This window comes from Candidatus Trichorickettsia mobilis (assembly GCF_034366785.1).
In the GTDB taxonomy this organism is placed as follows: Bacteria; Pseudomonadota; Alphaproteobacteria; order Rickettsiales; family Rickettsiaceae; genus Trichorickettsia; species Trichorickettsia mobilis_A.
Genome location: NZ_CP112935.1, coordinates 63898 through 77850, shown reverse-complemented (window position 1 = coordinate 77850; position 13953 = coordinate 63898). Strand labels below are relative to the sequence as shown.

The following is a 13953-nucleotide window of genomic DNA, read 5'->3' as shown; positions in this document are numbered from 1 at the left end:
ATCTTTTACCTTCTATTCCTTTTGCTTTTATATCTAGTATAGATAATTTATCTTTTTTAAAGCTCTTCGGGTTATAGGGATTAAGTAACGTTACTTCCGATACTTGATCATCAGCTCCTACGATTGAATTTATTAAAGAAATAAGTAGATCCTTGTTTTCTTCAACACCGAAGATTTTTTTGAAGGCTATATCTATTCTAGGAGAAATTCTTTCTGTCATTTGAAATGCAATATACTAATTATTGAAATTAATTATATAATTAGAGCAATTAATATACAAAACATTTACTCGATGGAAAAATGTATATTTTGTATATTAACGAAAATTAGACTTAAAATGAACAGTTATTTTGCCGAATTCTGTTCATTAAGTGATGTATTTTTTGGATATACTCAAAATGTTTATTTTTTTTGTTAGTAGCTAATCGCTTAAATCATACCCTAATAAAAAACATTTATTACATTTAAAATTAAAAATATATAAAAACGGCTCTTGTAAATCCCAATGTTCTCCACAAGAAGGACATTGTGAATAATTAGAGCGTGCGTATTTCCCTTTTCTAAACCATTCTGCCAATGGATAAAACACTTTCTTGCTTAAAACATTCTCTATCCTTTGTCTTATTTTTAGTCCTTCTATAGAAATATCACTATCCAAGTTTGCTTTTTGCTTAGCCATAATAGGTTCTAATTTCTTATAGCTAGAAATCCAAAGGCGATCAACCGCTGCATAATCATCTATCCAAAAAGTAAGATCTGCTGCAAGATGCGGATCCTCGTTGTTATTTAGCATATATGTCGGTAGATATTTTCCTTGATCGGTTCTTAATATTAACTGTGATTCATAATCTCTTAGAAGATTTGAATGATATAGAATTAAAAATTCTGCATTATCGATATTTTGTTCCATAATAATCTCATCGCTATCCGTAACATGTTTAGCTAGAATATTATAGCTGATTACTACTCCCATTTTTTCCAATTGCTCTTTTGCAACCAATCCGTACGGAGTTATGTTATTATCGGATAAAGCATTTTTATCTGGAATTGCGGCGTATTTAATAAAACCGGTCTCTGTTAAAAAAAATTCGGAAGGATTTAATGTGTTGCCGTATTTATATAGCGAACTTTCAAACTGCCACATCAAACTCCATACTCTATCTTTTTCCTCAGCAGTGAGCTGCTTATTTAGGTTAAATGATATTGTAACAAGGTATATATTTGACATAATTTATTTCTTTTTATGTTTTGAATATTCAAATTTGTTCCTTGCTTTTTGCCTCTGCTTTTTTTCTTTCAGTAAGTAAGAAAGCAGCCAATGAGTGTAACTGATTTGGATCAATTCGCATCAATTTGTTTTTACCAATCTTCTTATCTAGTATTGCCAGAGCTTCAAGTATAATATTGCCGCTACTTAAAGCGCTTTTTATATCTAATACATGAATATACTCCCAACAGCTCTTATAAAAATCCTGTCTGTTGATTTCTCCATAATCACACAAGTAATTTTTATATTTCAGATTTCGTTTTAAATATACTTGAGTTGATTTGAAGTTCTTCCAATTTTCTGGAGTGGAACGAAATCTATAAAAATTAAAATAAGCAACGGTACAAAAATTGGCTATTTTTTTCTTATCAAACATTATCCATGCATGTCCACAAGAGCAATTTCCATATCTTGTGCTATGCAATGATACTTTATTTTGCATAGAATCGACAAAATTAGCTTCAACAAGTTTTTTTAGTTTACTCCATAGCACTAGTATTTACCTTTGTTTTAAATTTTATTCCTTCAAAGATACGTTTAGCATTTCCTCTTTCTAATGTTTTATTATTTTTCCAATGATTTTCCTTCTTTAGTTCATTTAATTTTGTAACTTTAGCACTAAACAAAATTCTAATCCTCTTTAAAGCCAATTCTTTATTTGCATGCTGTGATCTTTCGTCTCTTGCAACTGTTCTAATTCCAGTTGGAATATGAATCGCTCTTACAGCGCTATCTGTTGTGTTAACATGTTGTCCTCCCGGTCCTCCTGCACGCATCGTTTCATATTTAACATCAGATTGCTTAATCTCGTATTCTAGTGATAAAGAGTCTATTATATTAACTCCAGCAAACCAATTTTTACGCTTCACATTTTTTCTAAGAGGACTGTTACAAATCCATAAAATAGTACCTTGCCAAGTTTGAATGTATGATTTTGCGTATTCTCCTTTAAAAGACATTATTACAGAACTATAGCTATTTCTTAAGACTCCATTAGTTGAATCAATTATCTTTGCAACAATTCCCTTATTTGCAGCATCTTTTGTAATAAACTCTACTAGTTTAAATACTAGTAATTCACATTCTCCAGGACCATTTCCAGACGTAATTTGTATGTAATGCTCTTTACTCATTCAGGTCTTCCCACTTTATATGTAATTATGGGTTTTAATATTGCTATTATTTTTATAAGACCAAATTCAACTAAATCTTTGATAATTGAATCAATTTTTTTATAAGCTTCCGGCGCTTCTTCAAAAAGTAAATTCTTATCTTCACAAATTACTCTACCACCAAGTGCAGTTTTGATTAAATCTTCTTTTTTATATTTAGTGAATTTTTGTCTAGCATCGCTACGTTTCCATTTACGACCTGCGCCATGAGCAAGTGAAAATAAATTATCTAGCTGATTACCGATCGGTTGTACTAAATAACTATAACTCCCTCTAGAACCAGGTATAACAACTGCTCCACAATTTGATGGAACAGCGCCTTTTCTATGGAGCCAATAATGTACTTTATCTATATTGATAGAATTAACAATATTGTGTTCAACATCTAAAATTTTTTGTCCTTTAGCTTTAATAAGATTTAGGAAGCGATATGATATTAGAGCGCGATTAGCTTTTGCCCATCTAACTGCATTATCATGTAAAGCAAGATACTGTTCTAAAGCTGCTGTACCTTCTAATAGACCTTGGACATTATTTTGATCGAGATAAGAATCAAATATATATTGTCCAAGTCTTCTTGACCCTGAATGTACCAAAAGCATCAAAAAACTTTTATCAAGTTTTAAATCAGAAAATAATTGATGATCAATTATTTTTTCAATTTCTTGCAGTTCTGCAAAATGGTTTCCATGACCAATTGTACCAAGAGAATTATCGAATAAAGTTGACTGAGCGCCAACGGCATTTAACCATTCATCTTTACCTTCTTGCCATTCGATTTCTAACCCATGTAAAAGCTTTATCCATTTATCAGGTTTTGCTTTGTGAGTTAGAATATCTGTCTGCCACAAACCTATTCCACAACCTATATCACTACCGATTAGATGCGGGTATATTATATCTTTACTTAGAAAAGCCGCTCCAACGGGGATACCATTGCCGGGATGTAAATCTGGTAAACCGACGGCAACGCATATTCCTTCTTTTTTTGCAACATTTTTAAGTTGAGATACCGCTTCGCTTTCTATCCATGTTTTTGACGAAGCAATTATTCTGACCGTAGCATGGTCAAAATTATTCAAATTAGTCATAATCCAAAATTATTTTAACTATTTATATTTTTAGAGGGAATATTCTGAAAATAAATACGAAGCGTGATTTGTATTTTAGACTAAGTCTAGTAAACAAATGAGATATAAGAACTAAAACAGTATAATAAGTGCTTAGTAAATGAAATGTCTTTAAAGCAAAAGTAACTCGCAAAAGCCGAACACATTTACGGAAATATGTTCAATCTTATCTCAGTTAAAAATAACTAAACAACTATCGTATTTTGATGTGATTTTTTGCATGTTGTGCTCCTTATTTAAGAGGCTTTTGCTGATTGTAACATATAGAGGTTTGTTTGTCAAATCAATGCCTAATTTTATGGTAAAAGCATCTAATTTATTTGTGTCGGTATTTCTACGAAATTCAACTTGGAGCTATTCATTATTTATAATCCTCTCGGTACCGTCAAGTTGTTTAGAACAGTTAAACGATGGTTAATAATCGTTTAACTGTTCTAAACAACTTGATGGTACCGGTTCATCATAAACCTCTAGATCGATAAATAGTCTATTATAAGCAGTCCTATAATAACGGTCTATTATAGATTATAAAAATCCTTGAAATAGACCAGATAGTGCCAGTCTACGTGAGGCATACTCATAATGACATTAATACGTAGAAATGATATTATATGCTGCTGTTTAACATCCATGCGGCTTTACGGTGAAATGTTAAGCGCTCGATCATAAAATCAGCTACCACCTCATCTCCTGCCTTTTGAGCTATTTCAAGTGCTTGTTGTAAAGTTTTTTGTATTACTGTCTGATCAGCCGCTAATTCTTCAATCATCTGCTGTGCAGAGATATTTTCATCCCCGGATTTAATAGAAGTATTTTTTATATAAGCTTCAAACGTAGCCGGTGCTTTCTTACCTAAGCCCCTAATGAGTTCAGCCACCGTATCAATAGCTTTTGCAAGATCAATGTACTGCTCTTCGAATAATAAATGAAGTTCTCTAAAATTTGAGCCCTCAACATTCCAGTGATAGTTTTGAGTTTTTAAATACAGAGCATAATTATCAGCAAGTACGATCTTAAGCACTTCTACTACAGCTTCATCAGTCATAATACCTTCTTAGTCTTTAAGTTTCATAATTTCTTGGGGGGATAAGCCGGTAGACTCAGCAATTAGATCAATCGTTAATCCGGCTTTAAGTAGGTTTTTAGCAATAACTAAGGCTTTTTTTTCTTCGCCTCTAGCTTCGCCCAATTTAATACCGTCCTGCTTGCCTATTCTAATGCCGTCTAAGATACCGATCTCTATACCTTCCTCTTTCCATGCTTGTGCTAGACTAGTCATAAGTTCTGCTCCTTTTTCTTGATTTAAAGTATTAATTAACATTTTCTCTAACTCGATTTTATCATTTTTATCAATAGACGGCAAAGTGTAGTGTAAAATCAGCTTTATATAATCATAACCGATGCTAATCTTTGTTAACTCAGGTAGTATATCGGCAATTTCTTGCCACTTTTTAAGCAATTGTTTTTCATGTCTGTGTTTGAGAAAAAATTCTAGAATCCCTGACCATATTCTGGTTTTAAACTCTTCATCTGGAATATCGTGAACATTGACAATTTTGTGGTCTTCCGTCCAAAACTTCTTGGCAAGAATTCGGTTATTAAACAAGTCCCATAAATTACGAGGTGCATTATAACTCTTAGTGCCGTTATAAATGATCAGCGGATATATTATCGGTAAGTTCTCTGTCTTTTGATTCTCAAGTCTATACCGATCGCAAATATTGACCATATATTTAAATAAACGAAACGCCATAAAATGCTCAGGGGTACTCTGATGCTCAAGCAAAAGATAGATATAACCGTCATTATCATGAAATTTAACCGAAAACAAAACATCGGCAATACTCGTGCTAAGATCAGGTTCTACAAAACTTTCTTTCTCTAATTTAAGAGTGCTTGTATCTATAATTGCCAGCACTTCTTGAGGCAAATGAGCTTGCAGCAGTTCATAGGCGACTATCGGATTCTCTAGGCTCTTGCGGAATAATTGGTCATGTTTTGGTTTGTTAACAGACATAATAAAACTTGGGTAATATCACTAATATATCATAATAATTATATCTTACCAAACTCTTAAACGCCAGAGAATAAGATCTCTTTAGCTACCATCTCACCTTTTTTCATTTTATAAAGTGTAGCTAGCAGAACTTAAAAAACTAGTCAAGGCGAATTACTTAGTCGTGTCGACTAGTAATTGCCTACGCCTGCGGCTTGACAAGTTTATTTAAGCTCCGCTTTTGCATCTCAAGAAGAAAGCTGTGCTTTCTTAAGGGCAGGCTAGTAGAACTCCAGTAAACTCAATAACCAAGAGGTTGAAATGACTATAACAAAAGATCTTAAAAAACAAACTAGCAATAGCAAATTGTATGATAATAGCAAGGCAAAGTTTATCAGTTTTGAAGGAGGTGAGGGATGTGGGAAATCTACTCAATGTCAAATGCTTTTTGATTACCTGGAATCTCGTAACATCAAAGTAATACTAACTCGTGAGATTGGTGGAGTTGACACTGCGGAAGCTATCAGAAATATCGTTGTTAATCAGGAGTTACGTCCAATGTCAGAATTAATGCTGGTAATGGCCGCTAGATTTGAACATGTGAACAAATTAATATTGCCCAAATTACAAGATGGTTATTGGGTAATTTGTGATCGCTTTGTGGATTCCACAGCTTGCTATCAAGGCCTTGTTCAAGACATAAGCGCGGATAAAATATATCAACTACACCAACAACTAATATCAAGTCTGTTGCCTGATCTTACCTTTTTCATTGATATAAAAGCTTAAGTAGCATTGCGCCGAGCTTTAATCCGTAATGACGGTAATAAATTTGAAGCCAAGAATCTAGAGTTTCACCAGCAGGTTTCTCGAGGTTTTCATGCTTTAGCTAAACAATTCCCAGAGAGAATAGTGAAAATCAACGCCAACCATCTAAACTCGCATGAAGTACATCAAGCAGGTATTACAATCATTATCTTATAACTTGGGTGTTTAGCATGGTTATTTCTTCTCGGGGATATAGCCAAAAACAATCTTCTCAGGATTACGGTCTTTATCTGCCAGAACACCGGTGTTAACTAAAGATTTACCATATTTTTTGTTAAGTAAATCCATACCTTGGTGTAAGCGTTCTTGCTTTTTTAGTTGGGCTTGATTACTAAACATATCGTCAAAACTAAGTTGCGCTGGTTCTTTGCTTAATCCTGATAATACGATAACAATTTTTCTTATTGCAACTACAGAGTTATTACTAATCATTTGATCCCATTTAGCCAACATGAGCCTGCTAAACAAAGTGCTATCGTTGGAAGCTGGAATACGACAATATTCTTTGAAGCTTTTTCTTTCCAAAGTAGAGAAATATATACCAAGACCTGTAGCAAACAACCGGTCAGATCTTAGACGTTGAGTGGCTTGGAGTAATAGTTTAAGTGCAACTTCACGAGCTAGCTGTGGTGTGCGGCCTTCTGGGCTTAGTATTTTACTATGGCTAATACTTCTTTGTTCGCTTTCAAGATGAGGAAAATCTACGCCCCGTAATAGGTACCAGCATTTTTCACCGGCAATACTACCCCATATTGCTCGTAGTTGTCTTTTGTCTGCTGCATATAATGCTTCGATAGAGTTTATATTAGAAGCTGCCAATCGCTGAAATACCTTATGCCCAATACCGGGAATATCACGTAACTTCAGTGAGTAAAGCTTGTGAGGAAGGTCGACCGGATTAATAACTACCAGCCCATCCGGCTTTTGCATATCAGTGGCAACTTTGGCCAGAAAGCGGTTCGGCGCAATGCCGATAGAGCAATCAATATAGTCGCCGACATTTAATCGAATAGCATCTTTTATTTTTTGCGCGATAGCCAAGGCATTAGCTTCCTTAGTAAGGTCGCCGGTAAGTTTGCATGCACACTCATCAATTGAAAATACGTGATCAATGTGGAGCAGCTTTTCAACTTCGTTAAGAATACGATGATGATAATCTATATATTTTGTATGACTAGCTTCTACACAAATTAGTTCCGGACAAAGCCTTTTTGCTTCATAGATTTTAGTGCCGGTACGAATTCCTTTGGCCTTGGCTTCATAACTTGCTGCAATGGCGCAAGTAGCATCGGTCATCACCGGTAATACAACGATAGGTTTGTTACGTAATTCTGGATTTAACTGCTGTTCAATAGTAGCGAAGTAGCTATTAAGATCAAGGTAGAGCCAGCTTAGTTTCAACGCCTTGTCCAATATGAATGCCACCTCATTTTACCGAACTATTAAAGGTTACAAGCATCTTTTAATTTCTTGCCGGTTTTGAACTTTGGCTGTTTATAAGCCGGAATAGATAATGGCAAACCGGTGCTAGGATTACGTCCTTCTCTTGCTGCAACTTCAGCAACATAAAAATTACCAAACCCGGTCAATGCAACTTCCTGTCCTTCGCTTAAAGCGCCGGTTATAGCGTCTGTAAAAACATTGATTATTCTTTCAGCTTCAACTTTGGTACAATCTTGTCTATTTGCAATATAATCAATTAGCTCTGCCTTGTTCATAGATATCCTTAATAATAATTAACAGTTAAACATCGAGAGCATTTTATCTATGAAGTTAAAGCTTAGGTCAAGAGGAATATTATAAATCTATCCATAATTTTGATAGCCTCGAGTCTTTCGGCGTTTAATTATAGCATTTAAAGTAGCATCTACTTCTATCTGGTTATTACAAAAAGTTATTTTGTAACCACCTTGCTTGCTATTAATACTGCCCCAGGAACATGTATGGATCTACCCGATAATGCAAGAAAAAATATGATTAGCAACTAAGCAAATGCAGTCATGTATACGACCTATGAACTTTTAAACTTCAATATTTGCCATGGTCCTGATGGAACTCGCAACCTACAAACTAATCTCTATCAAATCAACGGCTTCTAAGAGCCATGTTCCTGGTCAGTTTTATTGCAGGTTTAAGGTTTGTCTTAATTTACCATCAATATTTTATATTTCTCGCATATTCCAAGGTTGGAATTTCTAAATTATTACCTCTTTAACTCTTGATTTTAAATTTTAAGTACATACTCTTTGTTCATTATATTCCTTACCAGTAGTCAGTATTGCAAAAACTATTCTGGCTAATTTGTTCGCTATAGCTACAACAGTAATATTTTGATTCTTTTTTTCTAATAGTTTAAAAATCCATTCACTAAACCTACTCAATTTCTTTCCATTATCTTGGTATCTTAATTTAGCATTAAGTAAAGACCTTGCTCCTTGAATTAATAGCATACGTATATATACGTCACCTCTTTTGCTAATCCCGAGTAACCTTTCTTTACCTCCGCTAGAATTTTGCTGTGGTACTAATCCTAACCAAGCAGATAACTCTTGCATTTTTAAAATAACTAGCATTTCCAATTGAAGCTATTAGTACGCTGCCTGTTATGAATCCTATGCCTGGTATTGTTTGTAATTTCTGATAAAGATTACATTGATTTACCAGTATTTTTAACCTTTTTTCTATCTTTTGAATCTTAATATCATTATCTAAAAACTCATCCTTTAGGTCATTAAACGTTTCATGACCTATGGCGCTTAATGTTTGACTGTCTAAGATTTTATTTAACTCAGGTATAACTTTATTTATTCCCTGTGGAATAATAAACCCAAACTCAAGTAATAATCATCTAATTTCATTGCTAAGTGCTGTACGATTCTTCATTAATCTCTGTCTTACTCTATGTATAGATAAAATATCTTGCTGATCCCCGGATTTTACTGGAATAAATCTCATGTTTGGTCTTGATACCGCTTCACAAATAGCCTCTGCATCTGCTGCATCATTTTTGTTTGTTTTTATATATGGCTTGACAAATTGTGGAGCAATTAATTTTACCTCGTGACCTAATTTTGTTATTTCTCTAGCCCAATAATTAGAACTACCGCAAGCTTCCAAGCCTATTAGACATTTAGGTAAATTGGATAAAAAGATTAATACTTGATCTCTTATCAACCTTTTCCTAAGTACAGTTTTACCATATTCGTTGACTCCATGTATTTAGCTGGTAGAGCGACTAGTTTCCTATGCCGCCCCCCATTTAGAACCACATCATGCCCTATTAAGGCAATGGGCTCAAGATATCATCCTTCACATAGTCTTTATCTTTTATAAGATTTGATGGTATATTTTTACTTTTGGTAACGGGTTACGCTCGGTAAACAGCTTAAACTTATCCCAAGTAAATGATTTTCTCTGACTGCGACGATTTAGCCATTTGAATAATATTCTAACTGCTTGATATACAAAAACTCTTACCGCTTTATAGTTAAAACTTACACCATAATACTGGATATGCCCTCTTAACTTGCTGCAAAAGCTCTGCCATATAACAGTTAGTTTATTACTGTTTCTAATGTCTTTACACCAGTCCTTAACTCTCTTTAGTTTAGTACTTATCCGTTTACCGCAACTCTTTACCTTAGGTATTATGTTACCTTTCCTAGACTTGCCAAGGTAGAAGGTAAAACCCAGAAAATCAAATGCTTCTTGCTTTGCACCTTGACTTAACCCTTTCTTCGAAAATCTTACCAACTTGGTCTTTTCCTCATTAAGTTTAAGGTTATATTTCTCGAGGCGCTTTGCTAAAGCTGTTTTAATTCTATTTGCGTCCTCCTTATACCTACAACACATGACCGCATCGTCCCCATAACGAAACAGTGTTACAGTTCCTTTGCAATGCTGCTTTACTACTTCCTCAAACCATTGATCCAGAACATAATGGGCGAAGACGTTTGCAAGTATTGGACTAGCACAACTACCTTGTACTATCCCTTCTTCTTGAATAGTCAGCTCTCCTTCAGATAATATTCCTGCTTTAAACATGCGGACTATGTATCTTATCAGCTTCTTATCGTGAATCTTTTCTTGCAACATTTTCGTTAATATGCTTCTATCAATGGTACCAAAGAAATTGGCTAAGTCTATATCCAGTACGTTCTCAACTTCATTTTTATCAAGATGTTGCCTAAGTGCTCTCAAAGCATCATGACACCCCATTCCTACTCTGAATCCATAAGAACATTTTAAGAATATTGGTTCATAAATACTTTCAAGTGTTTTCTGCATCATTTTCTGACAAATCTTATCTTCAAAATTGCTAATTCCTAAAGTACGGTATTTACCTGGCTTGCCTTCTTTTGGTATTTTCACTTCCAGAACGTTACCTGGTATATAAATCATATTCTTTAGTTTATTAACTAATTCTTTGATATTTTCTGTGAGCTTCGATCCGTACTTAGCCTTATTCACTCTATCTACTCCCACGGCTTTATTTGCATCTAGCTCGTGATAGCAGACTGTAAGTGCATCTTCATTGAACAAATGCATGAGATTGTTAAAGCTCTTGCCTTTATCCTGTGAAGACAACCATGCTATTCTCTTCAATTTTGTTTCTGTTATTATTTGATAATCTGTTGTTATCATAACATTTCCTTTTAGAGATCGATTTTACCCACGGGCCTTTCCTCCATCGACATTACTCGACTTCTTAGGTACTATGCCCGATCTGACTTCCTGTATTTCTTTTCAGCTTCCTTGCTATTATACTTGTCAGCTAATACTGCCGTTTCAAGCAGGAAATACAGGATCTCCCACGTTCCTAAATAAACTTTTATTACATGCCATGCTCTTAGACCCCGAAGACCTCCACTACAACTGCCTATTTACGTTGCTTGTGATGTTGCATTCCTGATTTTTCACTCAGTCTGCGATCTTATAAATTAAAGTTAACGAGGCTCAATAACTTCAGCCCTTCGGCTTACGGCCTATAATATTTCTGTCTACGCTTAGTTAGTTTTGTTACCAAAACTAACCCAAGACTCGATATATAGTGTGCTAGGTCGGCACTTCTATGACTGTTCCTTCCTCAGCTAGTTTATTTACGCTTCGTGGCGCACGAAAAATTCTTTTTGCTATATCTATACCTATTGTGGTAGTAATCTCTGTCATATGGGTCTCCTTTTTTGTATATGATTTATTTCATATTCTGGAACTATAACATCTGTTATTGATTCCGTATACATGATAGGTCCATACCATTATTTGAGCCGCTCCTTTGCATTTGCAGCTAAATCGCCTTGAGCGGCAAATGTTTCTAAAGCGGCTTTGATCGTAATGTGACCGGTTACTTTATCAAACTTCTCTCTAGCCGTTTGCTCTGAAAACATCGAAGCCGGAACTGTAAGCACTATCGCCGGAACTGCTTTAATACCAAACTGAGCGAACGCTTCATCATCTATTTGCATTGCTACCGGGTATTGTTCATCGGATATATCCATCACTAAATCGATGAGCTTGCGAAAACTCCCCTGCTGCAAGCCACGAAAGACTAGCACTCCGTTATAACGATACGCTTCTCTGACGTAGGATTTAAGCGACTCCCTTGACATTGAGCTAGATACGAATATTTGTAATAGCGGTCTTGGTTTTAATACCGATTCCCTTAAATCTTGATCAAAATCTTTATCTCCCATACTATTCTTAAAGTTTTCCATGACCATTTTATAATCACGCTCGGCAATGCCTTTTGCCCAATCAAGATCAGATTCTTCGGCCAAAGTAGTATTTGCAATCAAAGTGCAATATATTAACATCAAAAGGCGCAACAATTTCGTTTCCTCCATATTACATAACTCCAATCCTGACCGTCCCAAGGGTATTCCCTGAAAGAACTATAGGCCATATCCGATAAACCCAGAGGCCAACAACCGATTACTCCTTTTGTAGATTTCGGATAGACCATCTGTAATTTGTACTGGCTTTTCTTAATTTTAAGAGCGGTTTGTTTCTTACAGATTTTGCCGTTAATACTGGCATCCGTTGTACTGGTGCTTTTAGCTAGCCCGACGCGGTGCATTTTTGCTAATATTCTAGCAGTAAGTAGACTAGAGTTTTGAACTCCGCCGACATGATCGGCATTAGCTCCTGAAAAAGGATAAATATTACCCCAGCAACCGCTGCACCAAAAAAGCTCGTCTCTAGGCATATCTACCGTTGCTGCTACGCAGTCAAGTACGCACGCCGCTTGCGCTAGAGGATTGCCGAACAAAAAGGCTTCAGGATTTAGTAATGTCTGTAGCTTTTCGTCATTCCACATAGGGTCTAACTCAGACAAATAAGCTACATCAAAAGTTGCTTGCTCTAAGCAAATAAGATCGGTGATTAATTCTAGCCAATATATAAGGGGATACACGTAATAATGCAGATGATAGAAGCTATTATGCGCCATTCTATCGCCGTGTGATCTGTTGTAAGTACCCATGCCGGTCACATTATCCGAACCAAGGTCAATACCGAGACCTACCATGCAATATTTGCTCCTAGTAACATCTATCATCCTCGCCGGCTCCCAAAAACCTAGGCTAATACCGGGAATAGGAATAGGTTGACCGCCTTTACTACAAGCACAGAGGGGAGAGACAGGATTCTTAGTGTCTCTTTTAACCGGCGACATACCGCCGCCTACTTTAATCATCTGACCGATAGAAATCGGCAGTAAACATGACCAACAAATGTCCGTAATAGGATTGACGAATCTGCTCTGACAGGATACACTGCCAAATACTGATGTCTGTATAATAATAGATATTATTAATACTATTACATATCGGTATAAGTCTTGTAGCCGGGTTTGTTTCATTTTTTACTATTACTTAACCTCATAACCGTTTAGAATAATTTAATTTCTTCTATCTTAAGCCTTAATCCCTTTTGCTGCACTATCGCCGGACTTGCTTTAATGTCGAATTTGTGTGTCAGCTCTCCGTTTTGGTCAAAATAGACCTTATCTTCATGCCGGGTACCAAGCTCGTCCTTTAGTTTAAATACACTCCCTGCCACTAAAATAATTCTATCTTCTATCGGTTCTTTTTGATCGGCTAGGTTGTTACTTATGTCGAGATTACTTGCGGCTAATTGCGCTTTTAGCCATTTTATTTGAGCAAGTTCTCTGCTATCGATAAAAAATAATCTCCTATTTAAATCCATATGTTCTAAAGGATTTACTTTTGTACCTGCCTTGTGTAATATTCTCCCGCAAGGTAAAACCGCATCCTCTTCTAGTGTATAGGTAGGGTCGAAATAAAAAACTCTGCTGCTAAACGCGGGTAGCAACCCTTCAACCGCTCTAGGATTGAGAGCTCGATCTTTAACAATAGCGGTCATTTTTTCTTGCTCTTTTTTCATATCAACTTTCTGCAATCTTTCATCTATCATTCGTAAAAACGGTTGCTCAATTATTTGATAAGTATGACCCTTTGTACCGAGATCTTTTGCAAAAGCCTGCAACGTTACTAGAATCACCGTGCATAAAATTATTAACCGATTATTTTTTATCATGTT

At 35.5% G+C, this 13953-nt stretch carries 13 protein-coding genes and 2 pseudogenes; 1 reads left to right on the top strand and 14 read right to left on the bottom strand.

Annotated elements, in window-relative coordinates:
* From Trichorick_RS07610 to Trichorick_RS07580, 7 genes are all read right to left on the bottom strand, one after another.
* Nucleotides 1–220 (bottom strand): PD-(D/E)XK nuclease family transposase (locus tag Trichorick_RS07610; RefSeq protein ID WP_323739072.1); only part of this gene is annotated, 220 nt, incomplete at its 3' end.
* Between the two features lie 201 nt (nt 221–421).
* Nucleotides 422–1228 (bottom strand): DUF2310 family Zn-ribbon-containing protein, encoded by an 807-nt coding sequence (locus Trichorick_RS07605; protein ID WP_323739071.1) that lies wholly within the window; start codon nt 1226–1228, stop codon nt 422–424.
* A gap of 28 nt (nt 1229–1256) precedes the next feature.
* Nucleotides 1257–1760: an SF0329 family protein gene (locus tag Trichorick_RS07600; RefSeq protein WP_323739070.1), complete on the bottom strand. Its 504-nt coding sequence runs from the start codon at nt 1758–1760 to the stop codon at nt 1257–1259.
* A complete protein-coding gene (gene prfH, locus Trichorick_RS07595; RefSeq protein WP_323739069.1) occupies nt 1747–2400 on the bottom strand; it encodes a peptide chain release factor H in 654 nt (217 codons plus the stop codon). The genes Trichorick_RS07600 and prfH overlap by 14 nt, the downstream gene beginning before the upstream one ends.
* Nucleotides 2397–3530, bottom strand: coding sequence for an RNA ligase RtcB family protein (locus tag Trichorick_RS07590; protein WP_323739068.1), 1134 nt, complete (start codon nt 3528–3530; stop codon nt 2397–2399). Before Trichorick_RS07590 ends, prfH begins: the two co-directional genes overlap by 4 nt.
* A 646-nt stretch (nt 3531–4176) precedes the next feature.
* A complete protein-coding gene (locus Trichorick_RS07585; RefSeq protein WP_323739067.1) occupies nt 4177–4614 on the bottom strand; it encodes a Dps family protein in 438 nt (145 codons plus the stop codon).
* 9 nt (nt 4615–4623) lie between these two features.
* The gene (locus Trichorick_RS07580; RefSeq protein WP_323739066.1) at nt 4624–5586 is read right to left on the bottom strand and encodes an Rpn family recombination-promoting nuclease/putative transposase; all 963 of its coding nucleotides are present in this window, start codon (nt 5584–5586) and stop codon (nt 4624–4626) included.
* 300 nt (nt 5587–5886) lie between these two features.
* Here Trichorick_RS07580 and tmk point away from each other — a divergent pair.
* Nucleotides 5887–6549, top strand: a pseudogene (gene tmk / locus Trichorick_RS07575) (dTMP kinase).
* An 18-nt stretch (nt 6550–6567) separates the two neighbouring features.
* Here tmk and Trichorick_RS07570 read toward each other — a convergent pair.
* The 7 genes and pseudogenes from Trichorick_RS07570 to Trichorick_RS07540 form a co-directional block, all read right to left on the bottom strand.
* Nucleotides 6568–7818: a Y-family DNA polymerase gene (locus Trichorick_RS07570; RefSeq protein WP_323739065.1), complete on the bottom strand. Its 1251-nt coding sequence runs from the start codon at nt 7816–7818 to the stop codon at nt 6568–6570.
* Nucleotides 7819–7835: 17 nt separating this feature from the next.
* On the bottom strand, nt 7836–8111 hold the full coding sequence (locus tag Trichorick_RS07565) for an HU family DNA-binding protein (protein WP_323739064.1): 276 nt from the start codon (nt 8109–8111) through the stop codon (nt 7836–7838).
* Between the two features lie 513 nt (nt 8112–8624).
* Nucleotides 8625–9612: pseudogene (locus Trichorick_RS07560) on the bottom strand (IS110 family RNA-guided transposase).
* A gap of 108 nt (nt 9613–9720) precedes the next feature.
* A complete protein-coding gene (locus tag Trichorick_RS07555; protein ID WP_323739010.1) occupies nt 9721–11037 on the bottom strand; it encodes a reverse transcriptase domain-containing protein in 1317 nt (438 codons plus the stop codon).
* A gap of 614 nt (nt 11038–11651) precedes the next feature.
* On the bottom strand, nt 11652–12206 hold the full coding sequence (gene trbC / locus Trichorick_RS07550) for a type-F conjugative transfer system pilin assembly protein TrbC (RefSeq protein ID WP_323739063.1): 555 nt from the start codon (nt 12204–12206) through the stop codon (nt 11652–11654).
* A complete protein-coding gene (gene traU / locus Trichorick_RS07545; protein WP_323739062.1) occupies nt 12206–13252 on the bottom strand; it encodes a conjugal transfer pilus assembly protein TraU in 1047 nt (348 codons plus the stop codon). The genes trbC and traU overlap by 1 nt, the downstream gene beginning before the upstream one ends.
* A gap of 29 nt (nt 13253–13281) precedes the next feature.
* Complete coding sequence (locus Trichorick_RS07540) at nt 13282–13950, bottom strand: conjugal transfer protein TraW (protein ID WP_323739061.1); 669 nt, start codon at nt 13948–13950, stop codon at nt 13282–13284.
* Between the last annotated feature and the right edge of the window lie 3 nt (nt 13951–13953).

What these genes read in the sequence shown, in the direction of transcription:
- Trichorick_RS07605 (WP_323739071.1), bottom strand. Translation starts at nt 1,228, where the DNA reads ATGTCAAATATATACCTTGTTACAATATCATTTAACCTAAATAAGCAG.
- prfH (WP_323739069.1), bottom strand. Translation starts at nt 2,400, where the DNA reads ATGAGTAAAGAGCATTACATACAAATTACGTCTGGAAATGGTCCTGGA.
- Trichorick_RS07590 (WP_323739068.1), bottom strand. Translation starts at nt 3,530, where the DNA reads ATGACTAATTTGAATAATTTTGACCATGCTACGGTCAGAATAATTGCT.
- Trichorick_RS07585 (WP_323739067.1), bottom strand. Translation starts at nt 4,614, where the DNA reads ATGACTGATGAAGCTGTAGTAGAAGTGCTTAAGATCGTACTTGCTGAT.
- Trichorick_RS07580 (WP_323739066.1), bottom strand. Translation starts at nt 5,586, where the DNA reads ATGTCTGTTAACAAACCAAAACATGACCAATTATTCCGCAAGAGCCTA.
- Trichorick_RS07565 (WP_323739064.1), bottom strand. Translation starts at nt 8,111, where the DNA reads ATGAACAAGGCAGAGCTAATTGATTATATTGCAAATAGACAAGATTGT.
- Trichorick_RS07555 (WP_323739010.1), bottom strand. Translation starts at nt 11,037, where the DNA reads ATGATAACAACAGATTATCAAATAATAACAGAAACAAAATTGAAGAGA.
- trbC (WP_323739063.1), bottom strand. Translation starts at nt 12,206, where the DNA reads ATGTTAATATATTGCACTTTGATTGCAAATACTACTTTGGCCGAAGAA.
- traU (WP_323739062.1), bottom strand. Translation starts at nt 13,252, where the DNA reads ATGAAACAAACCCGGCTACAAGACTTATACCGATATGTAATAGTATTA.
- Trichorick_RS07540 (WP_323739061.1), bottom strand. Translation starts at nt 13,950, where the DNA reads ATGATAAAAAATAATCGGTTAATAATTTTATGCACGGTGATTCTAGTA.